The organism is Duganella rivi, assembly GCF_009857435.1.
In the GTDB taxonomy this organism is placed as follows: Bacteria; Pseudomonadota; Gammaproteobacteria; order Burkholderiales; family Burkholderiaceae_D; genus Rugamonas; species Rugamonas rivi.
Genome location: NZ_WWCK01000004.1, coordinates 729,232 through 748,235 on the forward strand (window position 1 = coordinate 729,232; position 19,004 = coordinate 748,235).

At 58.9% G+C, this 19,004-nt stretch carries 18 protein-coding genes and 3 tRNA genes; 15 read left to right on the forward strand and 6 right to left on the reverse strand.

All coding sequences use genetic code 11. The features are described from left to right. Nucleotides 1-6: 6 nt before the first annotated feature. The 8 genes from tolQ to GTP45_RS15860 all read left to right on the forward strand — a co-directional run bounded on the left by tolQ (nt 7) and on the right by GTP45_RS15860 (nt 5,002). Nucleotides 7-699 carry a protein TolQ gene (tolQ, locus tag GTP45_RS15825; RefSeq protein WP_161009601.1) on the forward strand — a complete coding sequence of 231 codons (693 nt, stop codon included), beginning with the start codon at nt 7-9 and terminating at the stop codon, nt 697-699. Between the two features lie 16 nt (nt 700-715). Continuing rightward, nucleotides 716-1,153: an ExbD/TolR family protein gene (locus GTP45_RS15830; protein WP_161014801.1), complete on the forward strand. Its 438-nt coding sequence runs from the start codon at nt 716-718 to the stop codon at nt 1,151-1,153. 9 nt (nt 1,154-1,162) lie between these two features. Continuing rightward, on the forward strand, nt 1,163-2,074 hold the full coding sequence (tolA, locus tag GTP45_RS15835; RefSeq protein ID WP_161014802.1) for a cell envelope integrity protein TolA: 912 nt from the start codon (nt 1,163-1,165) through the stop codon (nt 2,072-2,074). 1 nt (nt 2,075) lies between these two features. Then, nucleotides 2,076-3,341: a Tol-Pal system beta propeller repeat protein TolB gene (gene tolB / locus GTP45_RS15840; protein ID WP_161014803.1), complete on the forward strand. Its 1,266-nt coding sequence runs from the start codon at nt 2,076-2,078 to the stop codon at nt 3,339-3,341. A gap of 27 nt (nt 3,342-3,368) precedes the next feature. Next, the gene (pal, locus tag GTP45_RS15845) at nt 3,369-3,899 is read left to right on the forward strand and encodes a peptidoglycan-associated lipoprotein Pal (RefSeq protein ID WP_161014804.1); all 531 of its coding nucleotides are present in this window, start codon (nt 3,369-3,371) and stop codon (nt 3,897-3,899) included. A 109-nt stretch (nt 3,900-4,008) separates the two neighbouring features. After that, the gene (gene ybgF, locus GTP45_RS15850; protein ID WP_161014805.1) at nt 4,009-4,764 is read left to right on the forward strand and encodes a tol-pal system protein YbgF; all 756 of its coding nucleotides are present in this window, start codon (nt 4,009-4,011) and stop codon (nt 4,762-4,764) included. A 57-nt stretch (nt 4,765-4,821) separates the two neighbouring features. Then, nucleotides 4,822-4,897: transfer RNA gene (locus tag GTP45_RS15855), tRNA-Lys, on the forward strand. Between the two features lie 29 nt (nt 4,898-4,926). Then, nucleotides 4,927-5,002: transfer RNA gene (locus GTP45_RS15860), tRNA-Lys, on the forward strand. A gap of 150 nt (nt 5,003-5,152) precedes the next feature. On the opposite strand, the gene GTP45_RS15865 is transcribed toward GTP45_RS15860, so the two are convergent. Then, nucleotides 5,153-6,175: a ParA family protein gene (locus GTP45_RS15865; RefSeq protein WP_161014806.1), complete on the reverse strand. Its 1,023-nt coding sequence runs from the start codon at nt 6,173-6,175 to the stop codon at nt 5,153-5,155. A gap of 396 nt (nt 6,176-6,571) precedes the next feature. Between GTP45_RS15865 and GTP45_RS15870 the strand changes: the two genes are divergently transcribed. The 3 genes from GTP45_RS15870 to GTP45_RS15880 all read left to right on the forward strand — a co-directional run bounded on the left by GTP45_RS15870 (nt 6,572) and on the right by GTP45_RS15880 (nt 8,789). Further along, nucleotides 6,572-7,141 (forward strand): hypothetical protein, encoded by a 570-nt coding sequence (locus GTP45_RS15870; protein ID WP_161014807.1) that lies wholly within the window; start codon nt 6,572-6,574, stop codon nt 7,139-7,141. Between the two features lie 7 nt (nt 7,142-7,148). Continuing rightward, the gene (locus GTP45_RS15875) at nt 7,149-7,664 is read left to right on the forward strand and encodes a hypothetical protein (RefSeq protein ID WP_161014808.1); all 516 of its coding nucleotides are present in this window, start codon (nt 7,149-7,151) and stop codon (nt 7,662-7,664) included. Nucleotides 7,665-8,531: 867 nt separating this feature from the next. Next, nucleotides 8,532-8,789 (forward strand): hypothetical protein, encoded by a 258-nt coding sequence (locus GTP45_RS15880; protein ID WP_161014809.1) that lies wholly within the window; start codon nt 8,532-8,534, stop codon nt 8,787-8,789. Here the strand turns inward: GTP45_RS15880 and GTP45_RS15885 are convergent, their stop codons facing one another. Then, nucleotides 8,790-9,959: an acyltransferase family protein gene (locus tag GTP45_RS15885; RefSeq protein ID WP_161014810.1), complete on the reverse strand. Its 1,170-nt coding sequence runs from the start codon at nt 9,957-9,959 to the stop codon at nt 8,790-8,792. It lies immediately after the preceding gene. A gap of 115 nt (nt 9,960-10,074) precedes the next feature. Here GTP45_RS15885 and GTP45_RS15890 point away from each other — a divergent pair. Further along, a tRNA-Lys gene (locus tag GTP45_RS15890) sits at nt 10,075-10,150 on the forward strand. 45 nt (nt 10,151-10,195) lie between these two features. Here the strand turns inward: GTP45_RS15890 and GTP45_RS15895 are convergent. Next, the gene (locus tag GTP45_RS15895; protein WP_161014811.1) at nt 10,196-12,178 is read right to left on the reverse strand and encodes a helicase-related protein; all 1,983 of its coding nucleotides are present in this window, start codon (nt 12,176-12,178) and stop codon (nt 10,196-10,198) included. 82 nt (nt 12,179-12,260) lie between these two features. On the opposite strand from GTP45_RS15895, the gene GTP45_RS15900 reads away from it, so the two are divergent. Beyond that, nucleotides 12,261-12,857 carry an IMPACT family protein gene (locus tag GTP45_RS15900; RefSeq protein WP_161014812.1) on the forward strand — a complete coding sequence of 199 codons (597 nt, stop codon included), beginning with the start codon at nt 12,261-12,263 and terminating at the stop codon, nt 12,855-12,857. A 61-nt stretch (nt 12,858-12,918) separates the two neighbouring features. Here the strand turns inward: GTP45_RS15900 and GTP45_RS15905 are convergent, their stop codons facing one another. Further along, nucleotides 12,919-14,094: a DUF418 domain-containing protein gene (locus tag GTP45_RS15905; RefSeq protein WP_161014813.1), complete on the reverse strand. Its 1,176-nt coding sequence runs from the start codon at nt 14,092-14,094 to the stop codon at nt 12,919-12,921. Between the two features lie 259 nt (nt 14,095-14,353). On the opposite strand from GTP45_RS15905, the gene GTP45_RS15910 reads away from it, so the two are divergent. After that, on the forward strand, nt 14,354-16,015 hold the full coding sequence (locus GTP45_RS15910) for a methyl-accepting chemotaxis protein (RefSeq protein ID WP_161014814.1): 1,662 nt from the start codon (nt 14,354-14,356) through the stop codon (nt 16,013-16,015). Here GTP45_RS15910 and GTP45_RS15915 read toward each other — a convergent pair. Beyond that, a complete protein-coding gene (locus tag GTP45_RS15915; RefSeq protein WP_161014815.1) occupies nt 16,012-17,553 on the reverse strand; it encodes a methyl-accepting chemotaxis protein in 1,542 nt (513 codons plus the stop codon). The two genes, GTP45_RS15910 and GTP45_RS15915, sit on opposite strands and share 4 nt — an antisense overlap. A 12-nt stretch (nt 17,554-17,565) precedes the next feature. Further along, nucleotides 17,566-18,351 (reverse strand): transporter, encoded by a 786-nt coding sequence (locus tag GTP45_RS15920; protein WP_161014816.1) that lies wholly within the window; start codon nt 18,349-18,351, stop codon nt 17,566-17,568. A gap of 84 nt (nt 18,352-18,435) precedes the next feature. Between GTP45_RS15920 and GTP45_RS15925 the strand changes: the two genes are divergently transcribed. Continuing rightward, on the forward strand, nt 18,436-18,969 hold the full coding sequence (locus GTP45_RS15925; protein ID WP_161014817.1) for a GNAT family N-acetyltransferase: 534 nt from the start codon (nt 18,436-18,438) through the stop codon (nt 18,967-18,969). Nucleotides 18,970-19,004: the final 35 nt, after the last annotated feature.

Genomic DNA, 19,004 nt, shown 5'->3' on the forward strand with positions numbered 1-19,004 from the left:
TAAACAATGAACGTCACTCAAGACCTGTCTTTCCTGTCCCTCATCACCAATGCGCACCTGATCGTGCAACTGATCATGGCGCTGCTGTTCGTCATCTCGCTGACCAGCTGGACCTACATCTTCAGCAAACTGTTCGCCATCAAATCGGCGCGCCGCCTGACGGTGGAGTTTGAAAAGACCTTCTGGGCCGGCGGCAATCTGCACGCGCTGTACCAGAACGCCGGCAAGGACCGCGCCAACAGCGGCCCGCTGGCCCGCATCTTCGAAGCCGGCATGGGCGAGTTCATCAAATCGAAAGCCGCCTTCGCCGCCAACCGCGACAACCTCGACGCCGGCGCCGTGCTGGACAGCGCCCGCCGCGCCATGCGCGCCGCCTTCCAGCGCGAGATGGATGCGCTGGAATCGCACCTGGCCTTCCTGGCCTCGGTCGGTTCGGTATCGCCGTACATCGGCCTGCTCGGCACCGTGTGGGGCATCATGAACGCCTTCCGCGGCCTGGCCAACGTGCAGCAAGCTACCTTGGCCGCTGTGGCGCCGGGCATTGCCGAAGCGCTGATCGCTACCGCCATCGGCCTGTTCGCCGCAATCCCGGCCTTCGTCGCCTACAACCGGTTCTCGTACGACGTGGATCGCCTGGCGATCCGTTTTGAGAGCTTTGTAGAAGAGTTCTCCAACATCCTGCAACGCCAGTCGCGTTAATCGAGGGCGATAGATTATGGGCTCTTCTTTCTCCAGCGGTATGCGCGGCGGCCGTGGCCGCAAGCTCAAGTCCGAGATCAACGTCGTGCCTTACATCGACGTGATGCTGGTGCTGCTGATTATTTTCATGGTGATGCCGTCGGCCAACGACCCGAGCGTGGTCGACCTGCCGCGCGCGGAAAAATCGACCAAGCCACCAAGCGACTACGTGCAAATCGTGCTGAAACCGAACGGCGCGCTGTCGATCGGCGTCAAAGGCAAGGACGAAGACGCGCCGGAAACCGCGCCGAACCGCGACGCACTGGTGCGCAAGCTGCGCACCATCCACGAAGCGCATCCCGACTATCCGGTGCTGATCGCCGGCGACAAGGAAAGCAAGTACGACGACGTGATTCAACTGATCTCGGAAGCGAAGAAAATGGGCATCACCCGCGTAGGACTGTCCACCAAGTAAATGCAAACGATGACACCCGCAACCGCTGGCGGCCCGTACAAGGTTCCGCGACAACACGACAACTGGCGCTCGATCACGCTGGCTGTGGCGATGCACGCCGTGTTGTTGATGTTCCTGTGGATAGGCGTCAGCTGGCAAAACAATGATCCGGTCGAAGTGCAGGCCGAAATCTGGGACATGAAAGTGCAGGAAGCCGCACCGGCCGCCCCTACGCCTGAACCGGCCCCGGAACCCGAGCCGGAACCGGAAGCCGTCAAGCCGCCGCCGGCACCGGTGGTGGAAGCGCCGCCCGTACCGCGTGAAGATCCTGAAATCGCCCTGCAACGCCTGAAGAAGAAAAAGCTTGAGGAAGAGAAGGCCGAGAAACTGGAGCAAGCGCGCCTGAAGAAAATCGAGGACGACAAACTGGCCAAGCTGGAAGCCAAGAAAAAGGCCGAGCAGAAAGCCAAGGAAGAGAAAGCCGAACAGGAAGCCAAAGAAAAAGCGCTAGCCGAGAAGGACAAGAAAAAAGCCGCGGCCGAAAAACTGGCCAAGGAAAAGGCCGAGAAAGCCGCCAAGGACAAAGCCTTCGCAGCCGAGATGAGCCGCATTACCGGCGCCGCCGCCAAAGGCAGCACCGGCACCGCCGCACAATCGACCGGCGGCCGTACCGACGGCGGTTACGCAGCGGCGATCAAAGCCAAGATCAAGAGCAATCTGGTCTACGGCTCTGACGACGACAGCCTGAGCGCGACCTACGTGATTACGCAGCTGCCAACCGGCGAAGTGATCGGCATGCGCAAAACCAAAAGCAGCGGTTCAACCGCCTACGATAGCGCGATTGAAAACGCGATTACCAAATCGTCACCGCTACCTAAGAAAAAAGATGGTACGGTAGAGCGCGAACTTGAACTGGTCTTCAAACTGAAGGAAATGCACTGATATGAAAAAATTGAACATGCTCTACACCGGCCTGGTGATCGCCGCCACGATGGGCAGCGCACAGGCGCAGATGCGGATCGAAATTTCCGGCGTTGGCAGCAACCAAATCCCGGTCGCCATTGCCGGCTTCGCCAACGAAGGCGTGTCGCCGCAGAAGATTTCCGAGATCATCAAGGCCGACCTTGAGCGCAGCGGCGCCTTCAAGATCATCGACGCCGGCGTGATCAGCGACGTCAACAACATCGACTACAGCGGCTGGAAAGCCAAGGGCGCCGACGCGCTGGTAGTCGGCACCGTCGACGCCTTGGCCGATGGCCGCTACGACGTGCGCTACAAGCTGCTCGACACCGTCAAGCAAGCCAAGATTTCCAACCTGGACAAGGCCGTGACCGCCCAGTTCACCCGCCTGTCGGCCCACCTGATCGCTGATGACGTGTTCTTCAAACTGACCGGCATTCGCGGTGCGTTCTCGACCCGCATCTCCTACGTCAAGCAGGAAGGCCGCAACTACCAGCTGATGGTAGCCGACGCCGACGGCGAAAACGAGCAGCTGGCGCTGCGCTCGAACGAGCCTATCATCTCGCCATCGTGGTCGCCGGACGGCACCAAGGTTGCGTACGTCTCGTTTGAACAGAAGAAGCCGGTGGTCTACGTGCAGAACCTGATCACCCGCGCGCGCACCGTGGTCGCCAACGAAAAAGGCAGCAACTCGGCCCCATCGTGGGCGCCGAGCGGCAACAAGCTGGCGGTGGCATTGTCGAAGAGCGGCAATACCCAGATCTACACCGTCAATGCTGACGGCAGCAACCTGCAACGCGCCACCAGCAGCGCCGGCATCGACACCGAACCGCAATGGTCGGCCGATGGCAACAGCATCTACTTCACCAGCGACCGCAGCGGCGGCCCGCAAATCTACCGCATGAACCCGGACGGCAGCGACGCCAAGCGCGTTACCTTCGGCGGCAGCTACAACATCAGCCCGCGCATTTCGGCCGATGGCAAAACGCTGGCCTACATCTCTCGCCGCGACGGCAACTTCCAGCTGTTCGTGCTGGATCTGGCGAGCGGCCAGGAGCAGCGCCTGTCCGACACCACCGACGACGAATCGCCAAGTTTCGCCCCTAACGGCAAATACATCATGTACGCCACCCGCGCCGGCGGCCGCAAATCGCTGGCCGTGGTATCGGTGGATGGACGTGTAAAACAACGCCTGACGACTCAGGCGGGCAACATCAAGGAGCCCACCTGGGGCCCATTCATGCAGTAATTTCGTGTCACTACTAGGAGAATCATTATGCGTAAACTCAGCAGCTTAGCTTTCATCGTTACCACCGCCGCCATCCTGTCGGCTTGCTCGACCCCAGTTAAAGTGTCGGAACCGGCACCAGTCGTAGAGCGTCCAGTTGAAAAAGCCGTAACCCCACAAGCCGACACCCGCACCGTCGCGCCAGTCGAAACCAAATCGCTGGATCCGCTGGACGATCCAAAAGGCGTACTGGCCCAGCGTAGCGTCTACTTCGACTTCGACAGCTACGTGGTGCGCGCCGATGGCAAATCGGTAGTGGAAAACCACTCGGCCTACCTGGTGAAAAACAAGGCACGTTCGATCCTGGTTCAAGGCAACACCGACGAACGCGGCGGCGCTGAGTACAACCTGGCACTGGGCCAGAAACGTGCTGAAGCCGTGCGCAAGGCCATGACCACCCTGGGCGTGCCTGAATCGCAAATCGAAGCCGTCTCGCTGGGCAAAGAAAAACCAAAAGCCACCGGCTCGAACGAAGAAGCATGGGCGCAAAACCGTCGTGCTGACATCGTCTACAAGTAATCAAAAGCACTACCTTTTTGCCGGGTCACAGGCATAATACGGGGCGGCGCGCGGTGTTATCCGCGTCCCGCCCCGTTTCTTTTTTTGATTTGTGTAGAAAGCGCCCGACATGATGAAATTCTCCAAATCCGGCCTGAGCGCCGCCCTGCTGGCAGCGACCGTCTGGCTGCCGCTGCAAGCCCATGCCGGCCTGTTCGACGACGACGAGGCGCGCAAAGCCCTGCTCGACCTGCGCGCCAAGGTGGAAGCCATGCGCACCGAGCTGAACGCCCGCATCGACACCAAGTCGGACAAGTCCAGCACGCTCGACCTGGTGACCCAGAACGAAAACCTGCTGCAAGAGATCGCCAAGCTGCGCGGCCAGATCGAAGTGCTGGCCAACGACATCGCCAACACCCAGAAGCGCCAGAAAGACTTCTACGTCGACCTCGACGCCCGCATCCGCAAGCTGGAACCGCGCGAAGTGACCATCGACGGCAAGACCTCGCAAGTGGATCCGGGCGAACAGCGCGGCTACGACGCGGCCATGCAACTGTTCAAAGCCGGCGACTACAAAGCGGCCGGCACCGCGCTGAGCGACTTCGTGGCGCGCTACCCGGGCTCGAGCTACGCCTCGAACGCCCAGTACTGGCTCGGCAACGCCTACTACGCGCAGCGCGACTGCAAAGCCGCCATCGCCGCCCAGCTGGTGGTGCTGAAGAACTACGCCGACAGCCCGAAAGCGCCGGACGCCATGCTGAACATCGCCAGCTGCCAGACTGAGCTGAAAGACAAGGCTGCCAAGAAGACACTGCAGGACCTGATCAAGCAGTACCCGGACTCGCCGGCAGCGGCGACCGCCAAGGAACGCCTGGCCGGCAAATAATTACCGCAGGGTATTTGACAGTTGAGCTGACCTCCCCTATAATCTCGCTTCTTTCGGGGGTCGTTAGCTCAGCTGGTAGAGCAGCGGACTTTTAATCCGTTGGTCGCAGGTTCGAATCCCGCACGGCCTACCATTCCGAAAGTACCTAGGTTTCATACCTAAGGGTCGTTAGCTCAGCTGGTAGAGCAGCGGACTTTTAATCCGTTGGTCGCAGGTTCGAATCCCGCACGGCCTACCAAGAATTATCAAGGAAGCCCACGAATTTCGGTTCGTGGGCTTTTTTGTTTCTGGTCGCTCTCTGGTCACTTGCTTCGTTAAGGGGCGCTAGCCCCCTCCCAAACACACATACCTCTCGTTTTCCGTCACCACAGCGCTCAGCCTCAGCCTATCACCAAAATCTGGCGGCTAGCGCATGAACGATATCGCGATTCTGATCGAGCTGCGGCTTGTCGACCTTAACGCGCTGACCGGCCACGCTCAACGAGCCCGATTGCATCGATACAAACGGAGTGCCACGCGCAAATGCAACCACACCGGCGGTCTGGAAATCCTTAATTTCCTCGATCCCGCTTGCTACGGAATCAAAGGTGAAGTACTCAGGATTGTCCTTTACCATCGCATCCAAATCATGAGCAATGCCGGACAGCACAGCGGTGTAACTCTTCGCCGTATTGATGTATTGGGTCAAGCGATTCTTGGCGACAATATGTACCTTGGGCAAGGGAATCCCTGCGGCTAGCATTCGCGAATGGAAATTATGCTGAGCATATACTTCAGAAGGTAATTTTAGCCCGTAGATCAAACTCATCGCGTTTTGTATCCCACGACGGGAAGAGTCATCCGCAGTAACAGGCAACACAAGTCGCTCACATGCCGCTAGAGCAATCTGCGTATACATCGAGAAGCTTGGATTGGTGTCAATAAAGCAGTAGTCGTAATGCTCGTCACATGCCGCCAAGAAATCTCGGAGCCAGCTGACCACTTTCGCCCAGCTATCCGTGCCAGGAATCTGGGTATTCGCTAAAGTTGATACGGCGTTTGCTTGCAACTCTAATAGAGGGTCGCCAGCTAATAGCCGAAGGTTAGGAGGAACCGCCGGGTTATAGCTATGCGGAACCGAAATGAAACCGTTGGGGGCAAGACCTGTTGTGTCAAACGGCTTTGGCAGGCGGGACTGGAAATAACCACCTATAGAACGCCGCCCGGCCTCACCGTGTAATGTCAGCAAGTTCAGACCACCGCTGTTTTCTTGACCACCGAGCAGTAACTCACTCAGATTCGCCTGTGGACATACATCAAGCACAAGGATGCGCTTGTCTGCATTTTGAGTTGCAAAAGCGCAGATGCCTTGAAAAGCCAAGCTTGTCTTCCCAGTACCCCCCTTATTGTTCCAAAAACCTAGCACTTTCATCGGAATCTCCATATTTAGACAAGATACAGATAAGGGTAACATTAAAACTAATCGATGTAAACAATTGACGTTGATATGATTATTTTTCACATTGGAAAGTCTAAAATCAACAGAAAAATCTTGGCGTCATTATTACCTGACCGCAGACAGTCCACCGCTGTAGCTGCGAGCGGGACCGGAAATGGACCAGACGTAAAGGTCCACTTCTAACCAAGGCTAATCCCTTCCCGATACCTCATGCAGCACGCCACTCATACGTCATCCCGCCGCATTTCTTCGACGGGAGTCACGGATTCGAACTCCGTGGTTCCATGCGGCTCTGCCTTGCTGCATCACAAAACCCCTGCTCTCCAGACCGAATACGCTAGGCCCTACGCATATTAGGCGGAGCACTTTATGGAGCCAGTTAAAATCAGTGATGAGGAATTACTTTTCGAGCACATGGTCAAGTCGCTAGAAAGCCAGATCACCAATGTCGGCGCGCATCTGACCATTGATACGCGCGCGCGTTTGCTTTACATCAAGGAAATCAAGCGTATGTCGGACAGGCTGCGAGCCAGCGCGATTGCCGGCAGGATGACTTGGGCTGCGTCGGCCCGCGAGGCGCAGGAGACATGCAATCTGATCATGGGCATCATGGGGGCACGAAGTACGCCAGTGGGGCGATCATTCGCGGAATCGCTAAAGCTCAAGGGCCGTTCCTTGAATCAGATGGTCGCCGCGAAGACTATTGAATTGCATGGCGAGAACGCCATTTTCTCACGCCTATCGAACACCAAGCAAAATAGCGTTTATGCGAGCATAGTCACATCGGCAGGAAAGCCGAATTGGCTCATGACACGTACAATGGCCAACCTAGGCGCTATCGCCGGATTGGCGTGCGGGCCTGCCGCGCCAGTTTGCGTGACGGTCGGCGCATTTGCAGGGGGAGCACTTGCCGCGTTTGGGGCAAGTTATAGCTGGTAAAACTCCAATGAAATTACAATACGCACCAGACTACTCCATCCGCCTCGTCAGAGAGTCTACCTCGGAGGCGGAGCCGCTGTGTGAGGTCATTGTCGCGGGCAAGCCCACAGGCAAGATCCTGCAAGGAGCCGTGTTTCAAGCTGCCTTGGCCTGGAACGAATACATCCTGCTTTTTCTCACCGTTGATGTGCCTTTTGAAGAGGCGCTGAACATCTATTTGCTCGACCGGCATTTGCATGTAGTGGACTATGCGCAAATGTATTTCATGTATTCGACAGGTGTTTTTTGCGATCTAGACCTGTCGGATGCCGACACTGTTCGCTTTCGCTTTCTTGGCGAGAAAGTCTGGATGCTTAAACTCTTCCCCCAAAAACGGTTTGCCATCCCTATTGTCTCAGCATCTCTGGGTGTGCATCGACCATGGGCGCTTTACCGGAGATTTCAGCTGTCAGCAGATGCATTGCCGAAGCCGGTCGCGCCGCCCGCTGGAGCGCGGCTACGCGCTGGCTGGCAGCGAAGGTGACAACGCGCTGGCCGCAGCCGCGCCGGGCATCGTTCTGCCAGCCGTTGCCGCGTGATGTAATTAGCCAGCACAATCACATCAAGCCAGCCTTCGGGTTGGCTTTTTTATTAGCCGCGCCTTGATCTATGCCAGATCGCCAGAAATTGGCCGTGCTAGCTTGGCGAGATGCTCACCTCCTATTTCTCGCAAATCCACAGCAATCCCGGCTGGCTCGCCATAAACGTGCTGGTACCGACACTGTTGCCCTTTGCAGTCATCGTTGCAGTTGCTATCTCAACCGGTGACTGGAGCGCTTTTGTCCGTATGCTCAGGAAATCCGTAGATCAGGGGCAGCTGTTCTGGGTGGCATTAGGCATGTTGGCATCCACGGGATATGAAGCATTTTCCGTTTATGAAAGATGCCCTTATCTCCGAGAGACCATTTCATGGACGCTTGGCATTTGCATATTCGGCGCCTTCTTCAGTTCGATTTTCATTGCATTTAGCACCTCACACACACTGGGCGAACAGAAAATACGCGTAATGCTAATTTGGATCTCGATACTCATGACTGCGATCGTGTCCTGCGCTTATCCCGCGCTCCACGCTATATTCGTCGGGTGCTAAACTCAAATAGCAAATCAAACAGGGAGCACTGCCATGAGAGAGAAACTGCGCAGGATACTTCTAAACGATAAATTTCAGGATAGGTTCGCATTGATCTTTGGCATTGCATGGTCAATCAGCATGATCGTGTTGACTTTGGTGGCCCTCTCACATCACGGCTGACCTATTCGAGGCGGGCCCATTGGGGAGCTTGAGGGAAAGAGCGTTGATGAGCATGGTAAAATCGCTGCCTTCCGCACTCCCCCTCAAGAAAGCCCCACCATGACTTACGAAGAATTCCTCGACGAGATTGCCACGCTGCTGACCGAAATGTACGACCTCTCCGACGAAGCTGCGATCAAGCTGGTGGTCGATGCGCAAGCCAACGATTACTTCGTCACCCACGACGACAAGGAAGAACTGCGCAGCTTCGCACAAGCCAAGATCGAAGCCGTCGCCATCTACACCGCCAAGCAGAACAAGAACGAGACCCAGCGCAAACAACAGCAGCGCCAAGTTCAAAAGAAAAAGACGCGCTGATTAGCGCAGCGAAACGCCGCCACTACGCGTCGGCAATGGGCGTGGAATATGCACATCGCGCACCACCAGTTGCCCGGCGACGAAGTCCATGAAGCGGCCCAGCGGTTCTTCCACCCAGCGGTGGAAGGCCGCGCCGGCAGCAAGGCTGAAGCCCCACGCAACCAGCATGCCAAACGCTTGCAGCAAGGGATCAGGCTCGACGAAGCGCGTGAAGACCGCGTTCACCAGCAAGCATACCGGGAAGTGAATCAAGAATACCGAGTAGGAAATCTTGCCCATGCCATTGATCGCGCGCCATGCGCGGCCGTCGGCGCTGATCCTGGTGCGGCCAAACAGGAATAGCACGCAAGCCACCACGGCTGCCAGCGCGATGCGGCTGCGGAATTCCAGCGCCAGCCCGGCCACTGCCGGCAATAGCGCCATCATCATCAACAGTACCGCGATGCCGGGCTTGCGGCGCGGATCGCTAGCCCACCACGCCATCAAGCCAAGGCCGTAGCTGCCGAAGAAGTACGGCGCCCAGTTATCCCAGTCCGAGTCGAGATTGAAGTACAGCAGCGACAAAGTGATGCCAAACGCCACCGACAACGGCATCAGCCACGCCAGCGGACGCTTGCCCTCGACGATACCGGCCACCCACAGCGCCAGCACCATCAGCGCGTACAGCTGGAAATCGATGGCCACGTACCAGGCGCCGGCCGACACCGATGGATAGCCGAGCACCCCATGCAGCAGCAGCGCGTGAGCACTCAGTTGCGCCAGCGTGGCAGGCGCGGAAATGGAGTCGTGGCTCATCCACTTGGCGGCCCATGCCGAGGCGACGGCAGCGATCAAGGTCGCGGCGAGGAATGCTGGCGCCAGCTTGGCGTAGCGGCGCCAGATAGCATGCAGCGGCTGCGCGTAGCCGGCGTGGCCGGACGGCGCCAGCGACTTGGCCGCGAGGAAGCCGCCGATCACGAGGAAGACCTGCACGGCAATGCGCGCGCTACCGCTCAACCAGTCGATCAACGACGGGAACAAAACGCGCGCGTAATCCGACATCGGGCCGTAAAAGGCCAGATGGTGCAAGACGATCAGCTGCGCTGCGCCTGCTTTCAACAGATTAATCAAACCAAATTGCGACGGGGCCGGCTTACCCGCGCCATGCGTCGCGCCCACAACTACTTTCATGCCCATTCCTAATGCAGCGAAGGGCGATATGATAGCCGAGGTTGAGCCATTCGTGGCGCGCGCTAGCGCTTGGCACTTGAACTTTCCCGTGCGGGCCGTTACAATCTTGGCCCTTGGGTCGTTAGCTCAGCTGGTAGAGCAGCGGACTTTTAATCCGTTGGTCGCAGGTTCGAATCCCGCACGGCCTACCAAGATTCATCGAAAACGCCAACCTTCACCGGTTGGCGTTTTTGTTTTCAGCGGCGGAATTTGCGCGGCTGGCGTTTGCGCGCGGCGGAGTTCTGGTCTTGCAGGATGGCGTCGACGCGCTCCGACGCTTCGCGCGACAGGCGCTGCGCCAGTTCGGTGTCCGGGAAGTACTCGGGCTGGCGGTAGGCCAGCCACGCATAGGCAGAGTACAGGCGGCAAGCGTCCTCCACCTCTTGCAGATTCATGTAGTGCAGCGGGTTGTCGCTCGGCTTGAGGTGGGTGATTTTCTTGTGCGCCAGCGACTTGGCCCAGCTTTCCCACGCGTTCTGCAACGACGGCACCTTGGCCGAAATCGGCACCAGCGACAGCGCAAACTTCTCCGCCACGGTCAGCTCCAGCGTATCGAGCCACGCAGCGCGCTCAAATTGATCTTCGGTGATGCGCGGGTAGAAGAAACCATCCGGCACGTCGATGTTGTGCACGAAGCGCTTGAGCAGCTTGGCCAGCGCTTGTTCGTGCGTCACCGATGAGATGCGGTGCAAATGCTCCAGGGTCGGCGCCACCGCGAAGCCGGTGGTTTTCAGCGGCACCGGCTTTTCGCGCAGCAGCGAGCGCATCACGTTGTGAGTCTCGTTGTCGTAGCCGGCCACCAGGCCTTCCTCGTGCACGCCGAAGCGCCCTGCCCGGCCGGCGATCTGGCGCGCCAGCGCGGCTGGAATCTCTTCTTCCTCGTAACCGTTGTACTTGACGCTGGTGGTCATCACCACGCGCGCAATCGGCATGTTCAGGCCCATGGCGATGGCGTCGGTACCCACCACCACGTCGGCCGCGCCTTCGCGGAAGCGCTGGGCTTGTGCGCGCCGCACTTCCGGCGACAGGTTGCCGTAGACGGTCGCCACCGACAGTCCCATCTCGGTCACCATGTCGCGCCACATCAGCACTTCGCGGCGCGAGAAGCAGATCACGGCGTCGCCACGGCGCAGATTGCTCAGTTTGCGCACGGCGGTCGGCTCCATCGACAACGGCCCCTTGCGCTTGAGCAGGTGCACTTCCAGTTCGCATTCCAGCCGCGCCGCCAGCACCTCGATCGCACGCCGCGCTTCCGGCGCGCCGACCAGGTACACGATTTTGGCCGGCGCGCCGCACACGGCCGCCGTCCACGCCGCGCCACGGTCGCGGTCGGACAGCATCTGGATTTCGTCGATCACGGCCACATCGACCGGTGTTTGGGTATCGAGCATTTCCACCGTGCTGGCGACGTGGGTCGCGCCCGGCATCAAGCGGCGCTCCTCGCCGGTGACCAGGCTGACCTTGAGCGGTTTGCCGTGCTGTTGCATTTCCTGCAATCGTTCGTAGTTTTCCAGCGCCAGCAGGCGCAGCGGCGCGAGGTAGACGCCGCTCGGCGCCTTGCCCAAGGCTTCCATCGCCAAGTGCGTTTTGCCGGAATTGGTCGGCCCCAGCACGGCGATGAACTTGCGCTTGATACGGCGCGCCACGTCGAACGAGGCCGGATATTCGGCCAAGTTGATGCTCTGGCGCGTGCGCTCGGCGTGCTGCTCCTCCATGTCGCGCTCAACCGCGTGCTCCAGTCGCTGGCGGATGCGGTCGAACACCAAACCGGCCGGCTCGGCGATTTGCATATCGCTCAGTGCTTGCAGGAAAGGTTCTGCGTCCATATCGCAGTCATCGCAGGCATCGCTCAGCTCTTGCACGAAGGCATCAACGTAGCCGTGCAATTCGGCAATCACTTCATCGCTGGCGCGCTCGCGCAGCAGCGCGCCGCGGGTTGCTGCGTCCATTTTGCGCCACTTGGACGGCTTGGCCAGCACACCCATCGCCGGCACCAGATCGTAAGGCACTTGCCGGCCGGCGTACTCCACCACGCCGGTGATTCGCAAAAACACCCGGCCTTCGAGCCGGAACAGCGCGACGCCCTTGTCGGTCAGACCGAGCTGGCGCAGCAGTTCATCGTCCTCGCCCGGATCGCCGTCGGAGGTTGCTAAATGTGGCGCTGGGGAAGGATTGGTCATGGCGTTATACTCAGTGGGGATACGGCCCGGATTATACCGCGCCCTCGTCTTCGCGATTAATTTCTGGCACCATACGCCCCCTATGCCTCAAACCATCCACACCGCAGTTCATCACGAACTGCTGATTAAAAAAAGCCGTTTTATCGCCTGCGTCCAGCCGATGACTGATCGCGCCGGTGCGCAGAAAATCGTCGCGGAATTAAAAGCCCAGCATCCGGGAGCGGCGCACGTTTGCTGGTCATTATTAGCGGGCGGCCAATCAGCGGCCGTGGATGATGGTGAACCTAGCGGCACCGCCGGTCGTCCTATGCTCGATGTTTTACGCCATCAGGATTTAGAAGGCGTATTGGCAACGGTGGTACGCTATTTTGGCGGCGTTAAATTAGGTGCTGGCGGCTTGGTTCGCGCTTACACCGATAGCGTGGCGCAGGCTTTATTAAAAGCGGAGAAAATCCCTATTATTAAGCAGCGTTTTCTTATTTGCAGCGCACCTTATGCGATGGAAGGCATGGTGCGGCGAGAAATTGAAATGGCTGGCGCCACGCTCAATAATGTCCGGCATGCGGATAGCGTTCAGTTTGAATTTAATCTTCCCGACAGTGCAGCCTCCGCGCTGATTACCCGCCTGAATGAAGCCGGCAACGGCCGCATTCTCTGGATTAATCCCGACGACGAATAATCGGCGCCAGCCGGCAACGCTGCCGGCCGGGCTACCCAAGCTGATTTTTGGTGTATTCGTGCTAATTTTTAGCATGAATCAGGGAAGCACCACCGATCCATGTCAGTCTGTGCCACACGGTTTCAAGCGGCCCCTGAGGGTGTCGAGCCAGCCACCAGACGCTGAACTGGCGCTGCACCAGCGCCAGCACGATGCCGATCGCCAGCGCAAAGCTCGCTCCAGTGTACTTATACATGCCGAGGCCAAAGCCATAATAAATTGACGTGCCGACGATGGATTGCACCATGTAGCTGGTTAAACTCATCCGGCCTAATGGCGAGAATATCGCCAGCCAAGCCTGCGAATAAAACAGCAGATAGAAAGTGGAAACCAGCACCACCATAAACGCCACGTTAGACCAAGAGGTAACAATAGTCAGCAGCGGGCGGCTAACTGCCTGCCCAATTCCCCAAGCCTCCGGCCATGTTTTCAACAGATAAAACGGAATAAAAGCCAGCAATGCAATTAACAAGGTCTTACGCCAGAAAGCTTGATTACCTTCTTTGAATACGCCTTTACGGCCAGCCAGCATACCCAGCATAAACAAGGCAGGAATCTGGAAGATCCGGCCATTTTCCCAGCTCCAGCGAATCACGCCGATCTTGCCATTAGTCAGATTCCCCCACCAAACCTGGGTCGCCGAACCGTTCGCAAAATAATCATTCGCAATGCCGAAATAAGCCCACGACGCTGGATCGCCCAATTTCTGATCAGGATTTGGCAAAGCCTGAATAAACTCAATCCACGCATACGGCTGCAACAGTAAAACAATCGCAATCGTCAGCACCCAGCGACTGGAAAGCCGCACCACTGGAATCAGCGCGAATCCCAGCACCGCGTAGATACTCAAAATATCGCCGTGATAAAACATGGAATTCAGCAGGCCAAAGCCCAGCAGCAGCACCAGGCGCCATGCAAACCGGGCGCGGAAATCCTCGCCGCGCACTTCCCGGTTGTGATACTGGATGTAGAAAGTCATGCCAAACAGCAAGGCAAAGATGGCGTAAGACTTGCCGCCAAACAAGAAGAACAGGCTGTCCCAAATCACCTTGTCGACCGCCTTCAGCCAATCCGGCAAGCCGCCGGGCGCGAAGTAAAAGTCAAAGTGCTCGATGTTGTGCAGCAACATGATCGACACGATGGCAAAGCCACGTAGCGCATCGATCACGTCCAGCCGGGAATTATTCGTTGTAGTCATGGGTCTCCACCATTTCCTGGGCAAAAAGTGAACAGAAAGCCAAGTGTAATGGAATCGATCCCACGCAACACACATGTAGGTGAACAAAGCATCTAAATTTAATTTAATTGCCATGCGGGAACGACCTGTGTATATTGGTGACAATTCAACGCACTATTGATCGCCTAATTCTCGCGGTCGTCACATTTCCTCTCTGGCCCCATTCCCGCCAACGTTCCACTGTGGAACGCGAGTCACCCTCGACAAACGGAATATCAACATGAAACTCAACAACCTCAAGGTAGGCACCCAGCTGGGACTCGGTTTTGGCGCTGTGCTGGTCATGCTGGCGATCACTATCGGCCAAAGCATCTACAGTCAAAGCGAACTGGCCGAAAACACCAACGACATCGTCAACGTTACCTACCCGAAAGTGCTGCAAGCGCAGACCATCATGAATCACAACAACAAGATTGCGCGCTCGCTGCGCAATGCCTTGCTGATTCGTGACGATGCCAAGGCCGCCAAGGAAATGGCCGTCATCATGGAAAAGCGCAAGGAAAACGACACGGCCATGAAAAAACTGGACGAAATGGTTCAGTCCAGCAAAGGGCGAGAATTGTTCGATGCCGTGCAAGCGGCGCGCACGCCGTTCAACGCTTCGCTGGACGAAGTGATGCGCCTGCGCCGTGAAGGCGATATCGACGGCGCCATCGATGAAATGCTGGGCAAAATGCGCGGCCTGCAACTGGCTTATATGGGCGCCATCGACACCTTGATCGCGCATCAAAACGCCAACATGGAACAAGCCCGCGCCAGCGCGGAAGCAACCTATGTGCAGTCGCGCAATCTGGCTATCCTGCTGGGCTTGGCGGCGCTGGCGCTCGGTGCCGGCCTGGCGTGGCTGATTTCGCGCCAGTTGCTGCGTCAACTGGGCGGCGAGCCGAACGACGTGGCCGCCATCGCCGGCAAAATTGCCGGCGGTGACCTCGCGGTGCCGATCACCCTGCGCAGCGGCGACCAGCGCAGCCTGCTGTTTGCAATTCAAGGCATGCGCGACAGCCTGTCTGATATCGTCGGCCAAGTGCGCAGCGGCGCGGATTCCATCGTCACCGCAGCCACCGAGATCGCTTCCGGCAATATGGATCTGTCCTCGCGCACCGAACAGCAAGCCGGCTCGCTGGAAGAGACCGCTTCCTCGATGGAAGAACTGACCGCCACCGTCAAGCAAAACACCGAGAACGCGCGGCAAGCCAACACGCTGGCGCAAAACGCTTCCGACATCGCGGTGCAAGGCGGCGCAGTGGTCGCCAACGTGGTGCAGACCATGGATGCGATCAACGAATCGGCCAAGAAAATTGTGGACATCATCGGCGTGATTGACGGCATCGCGTTCCAGACCAACATTCTGGCCCTGAATGCAGCAGTGGAAGCAGCACGCGCCGGCGAGCAAGGCCGTGGCTTTGCGGTGGTGGCGTCGGAAGTACGCACGCTGGCGCAGCGCTCGGCGGAAGCGGCCAAGGAAATCAAGAAGCTGATCGACGACTCGGTCGGCAAAGTCGGCGCCGGCACGCAGCTGGTGAGCGAAGCCGGTGCGACGATGGAGAAAATCGTCGCCGCCGTGCAGTCGGTCACGGCCATCATGAGCGAGATCAGCACCGCCAACAACGAGCAGGAAGCCGGTATCGAGCAGATCAACCACGCGATTGCCGAGATGGACACGGTCACGCAGCAAAACGCCGCTCTGGTTGAAGAAGCGGCCGCAGCGGCGGAAGCCCAGCAAGACCAAGCGCACCAGCTGGTGCAATTGGTGGGCGTGTTCAAACTGGCGTCCGACCAGTCGCATCAAGCCACCGCCCCGGCCGCGCCGGCTGGGCAGCGCAAGAGAGCGCAACTGTCGCTGGTCGCCCCGCGCCGGAGAGGCGGCCTCGCCGCGGCCTAACGCAGCCGGAACACCTTCACCGCCTCCGCCAGCCGCCCGGCCTGCTCTTGCAGGGCGCCGGCTGCTGCGGCGGCTTGTTCCACCAGCGCCGCGTTCTGCTGCGTTGCGCTGTCGATGGTGCCGATGGCTTGATTCACTTGATCGATGCCCATCTCCTGCTCGCGGCTGGCCGAGGCAATCTCGCCGACAATGGCCGTCACGCGCTGGATGCTGGCGACGATTTCCTCCATGGTGCCGCCGGCCTGCCCCACCAGCGCACTGCCCTCCGCCACTTGGGCGGCCGAAGCCTCGATCAATTGCCGCACCTCCTTGGCCGCCGCATCAGCCCGCTGCGCAAGGCTGCGCACCTCCGACGCCACCACCGCGAAGCCGCGCCCCTGCTCGCCCGCCCTCGCCGCCTCCACCGCTGCATTCAAGGCCAGGATATTGGTCTGAAACGCAATGCCCTCAATCACGGAAATGATGTCGACGATCTTCTGCGATGCAGCGTTGATGCCGCCCATGGTCTCCACCACCTGCGCCATCACCGTGCCGCCGCGCGTGGCTACTTGCGCTGCCGATGAGGCCAGCTGATTGGCCTCGCCCGCGTTACTGGAATTCTGCCGCACGGCCGAGGTCATCTCTTCCATCGAGGACGCGGTCTCCTCCAGCGAACTCGCCTGCTCCTCGGTGCGCGATGACAGATCGAGATTGCCGGTCGCAATTTCGCCCGAGGCCAGCGCGATCGCATCCGTCCCGGTGCGCACCTGGCTGACGATGCCGTGCAAGCTGCCATTCATATCGCGCAAGGCGCGCTTGAGATGGCCGGTCTCGGTGGCATCATCATCGGCCACCGTCAATTGCGACGACAAATCGCCCTTGGCCACGCGCGCAGCAAAGCCCACCGCCTCGCCCAGCGGCTGCAAGATCGAGCGCGAGATCATCTGCCCCACCACCAGCGACACCACCACCGCCAGCAAGCCGAAGCCGATGATGTGGATGCGCGACTTCACCACGGCCTCATCGCCGACCTCCTTGGTCGCATCCGAGTTATGCTCGATCAGGTCGCTCAGCGCGGCCATGCTTTTTTCCAGCACGCGGAAGCTGTCCATGAAAGCGGGGAACTTGGCCTGCGCCGCCGGCGGATTGCTCAGCGACAGCTCGACCATCTCCTCCGCGCTTTTCAGATAGCGATCCACATCCGGCCGCACCTTCTCCATCGCTTGCCGCACCTCGGCGTCGGTGCTGGCCGCGTCCATTTCCTTGATCAGCTTGCGGAACAGCGCGATGTGCTCGGCTGTATCCTGCCGCACTTCCTTGATCTCAGCAGGATCATTTTTCTCGGCGGCGAGGCGCGCGGCCAGCACATCGGCACGCAGCGCATCGTGCGCCTGATCCGCTTGCAGTTGGTCCTTCATCGCCGCGCTATTGGCGCTGATCGCATCCATCGACACATCCAGCACATGCACCGCATAATATCCCACCAGCCCCACCAAGCTGACAAACAGCAGCGTCGCCAGATTCATCAATAACAAGCGCTGCCTGATCGTGATTCGCATGCTGTCCCCTGCTTAGAATTTGATGGATAGGCCTAGCGTCCAGCTCCAGTCCGGCGTGTTCTTGTTGAGCCCGCGCGATAAGGCGGTATCGACTTGCACCGTGTCGGTCACCAGATAAGCGCCGCCGATGTCGAAGGTCGACACCGAGCCGCCGTTGCGGCCCTTGGCGATCTGCGGCGCCGCGTATTCGATGAAAGTGCGGCAGCGCTCGCTCCACTCCTTGCCCAGCACGATGCCGAAAATGCCGCTGGTGTAGCGCTCGCCCTGATCGTTGCGCTGCCACGCAATGCCGGGCATGATGCCTAGTCCGAAGTCGTTCGGCAGTTCCCACTCGGCCGCGAGGCGCAGCGAACCGCCCTTGCCGGCCGCGCGGAATGGCGCGCTGCCGCTGTCGAGGTCGACGTGGGCCAGTATGCCCATCGATGGCCGCGCGCCCTGCTCGTCGGCCACGTGCCATTTCACACCGAGCGAGACGTCGGCGTAGCCATTGTCGGTTTGACGGGTGCCGGCGCCCAGATCATTGGTCACCACGCGCATGTGCCCGTCGGTCTCGATGCGCGCCTCCAGCGTATCGCTGAGGCCGAAGCGTAGCAAGGTCGGCGTGGAATAAGTACGCTCCTTGATACCGTTGGCCTTGTTGCGTTCCAACGCAACGCTGGTTTCGATTTGAAAGCGGCCGGCGCCGACTACGTTGCTCGACTCGACGAAATCCGGCCGGTCAGTGACGATTTGATCCTTGTCATCGGCAGCATGGGCCAGCAGCGGCAGGCCCAGCAAGGCGATCCACAAACGAGGCATGACGACTCCGTTTTATGATGCACAATGGACACAACCCTAACACATTGGTATAACTCCATCGTTGGAAAATTCCCACACTGAAATATGAACCTGGAAAAACTCGATCAAACCAGCTTTGCGGACTTCGTGGCCTACCTCAACGACCATTTGTCGGACAATGGCCAAGGCAGCATGCCCTATTTCCAGCCGCTGCCACGCGACGCCTCGCGCTTCCCGCCTGAGAAGGAGGAGGCCTTCAGGAATGGCATGCAGATCGAAGTGAGCAAGCCGGGTTGGCGGCGGGCGTGGGTGATCCGGGACGATGACGGCGGCATTGTCGGCCATGTTGATTTACGCGGCCACCCGGAGACCTTTACCAAGCACCGCTGCCTGCTGGGCATGGGTGTGGAGCGCAAGCATCGGGGGCAAGGCCTAGGGAGGGAATTACTGGCCCATGCCGAGCAATGGGCATTGATGGCAGGCGTCCAGTGGGTCGACCTGCAAGTACTTTCGATGAACACACCGGCCATCAAACTCTACGAAAGCAGCGGCTACCGCAAGGTCGGCGAAATTCCCAATATGTTCCTGATCGACGGCAAACACCACAGCTACACCCTGATGGCCAAGCGCCTGCGCTAGCGCAGGGTGTCCGTTTTCGGACGGCAGTGGGCGAA

Bases quoted from the DNA above. Each gene is read 5' to 3' on its own strand.
- GTP45_RS15915 (WP_161014815.1), bottom strand. From the start codon at position 17,553: ATGCGAATCACGATCAGGCAGCGCTTGTTATTGATGAATCTGGCGACG.
- tolA (WP_161014802.1), top strand. From the start codon at position 1,163: ATGACACCCGCAACCGCTGGCGGCCCGTACAAGGTTCCGCGACAACAC.
- GTP45_RS15900 (WP_161014812.1), top strand. From the start codon at position 12,261: ATGCCTCAAACCATCCACACCGCAGTTCATCACGAACTGCTGATTAAA.
- GTP45_RS15830 (WP_161014801.1), top strand. From the start codon at position 716: ATGGGCTCTTCTTTCTCCAGCGGTATGCGCGGCGGCCGTGGCCGCAAG.
- GTP45_RS15885 (WP_161014810.1), bottom strand. From the start codon at position 9,959: ATGAAAGTAGTTGTGGGCGCGACGCATGGCGCGGGTAAGCCGGCCCCG.
- GTP45_RS15875 (WP_161014808.1), top strand. From the start codon at position 7,149: ATGAAATTACAATACGCACCAGACTACTCCATCCGCCTCGTCAGAGAG.
- ybgF (WP_161014805.1), top strand. From the start codon at position 4,009: ATGATGAAATTCTCCAAATCCGGCCTGAGCGCCGCCCTGCTGGCAGCG.
- GTP45_RS15910 (WP_161014814.1), top strand. From the start codon at position 14,354: ATGAAACTCAACAACCTCAAGGTAGGCACCCAGCTGGGACTCGGTTTT.
- GTP45_RS15895 (WP_161014811.1), bottom strand. From the start codon at position 12,178: ATGACCAATCCTTCCCCAGCGCCACATTTAGCAACCTCCGACGGCGAT.
- GTP45_RS15865 (WP_161014806.1), bottom strand. From the start codon at position 6,175: ATGAAAGTGCTAGGTTTTTGGAACAATAAGGGGGGTACTGGGAAGACA.
- GTP45_RS15880 (WP_161014809.1), top strand. From the start codon at position 8,532: ATGACTTACGAAGAATTCCTCGACGAGATTGCCACGCTGCTGACCGAA.
- GTP45_RS15905 (WP_161014813.1), bottom strand. From the start codon at position 14,094: ATGACTACAACGAATAATTCCCGGCTGGACGTGATCGATGCGCTACGT.
- GTP45_RS15920 (WP_161014816.1), bottom strand. From the start codon at position 18,351: ATGCCTCGTTTGTGGATCGCCTTGCTGGGCCTGCCGCTGCTGGCCCAT.
- GTP45_RS15870 (WP_161014807.1), top strand. From the start codon at position 6,572: ATGGAGCCAGTTAAAATCAGTGATGAGGAATTACTTTTCGAGCACATG.
- tolQ (WP_161009601.1), top strand. From the start codon at position 7: ATGAACGTCACTCAAGACCTGTCTTTCCTGTCCCTCATCACCAATGCG.
- pal (WP_161014804.1), top strand. From the start codon at position 3,369: ATGCGTAAACTCAGCAGCTTAGCTTTCATCGTTACCACCGCCGCCATC.
- tolB (WP_161014803.1), top strand. From the start codon at position 2,076: ATGAAAAAATTGAACATGCTCTACACCGGCCTGGTGATCGCCGCCACG.
- GTP45_RS15925 (WP_161014817.1), top strand. From the start codon at position 18,436: ATGAACCTGGAAAAACTCGATCAAACCAGCTTTGCGGACTTCGTGGCC.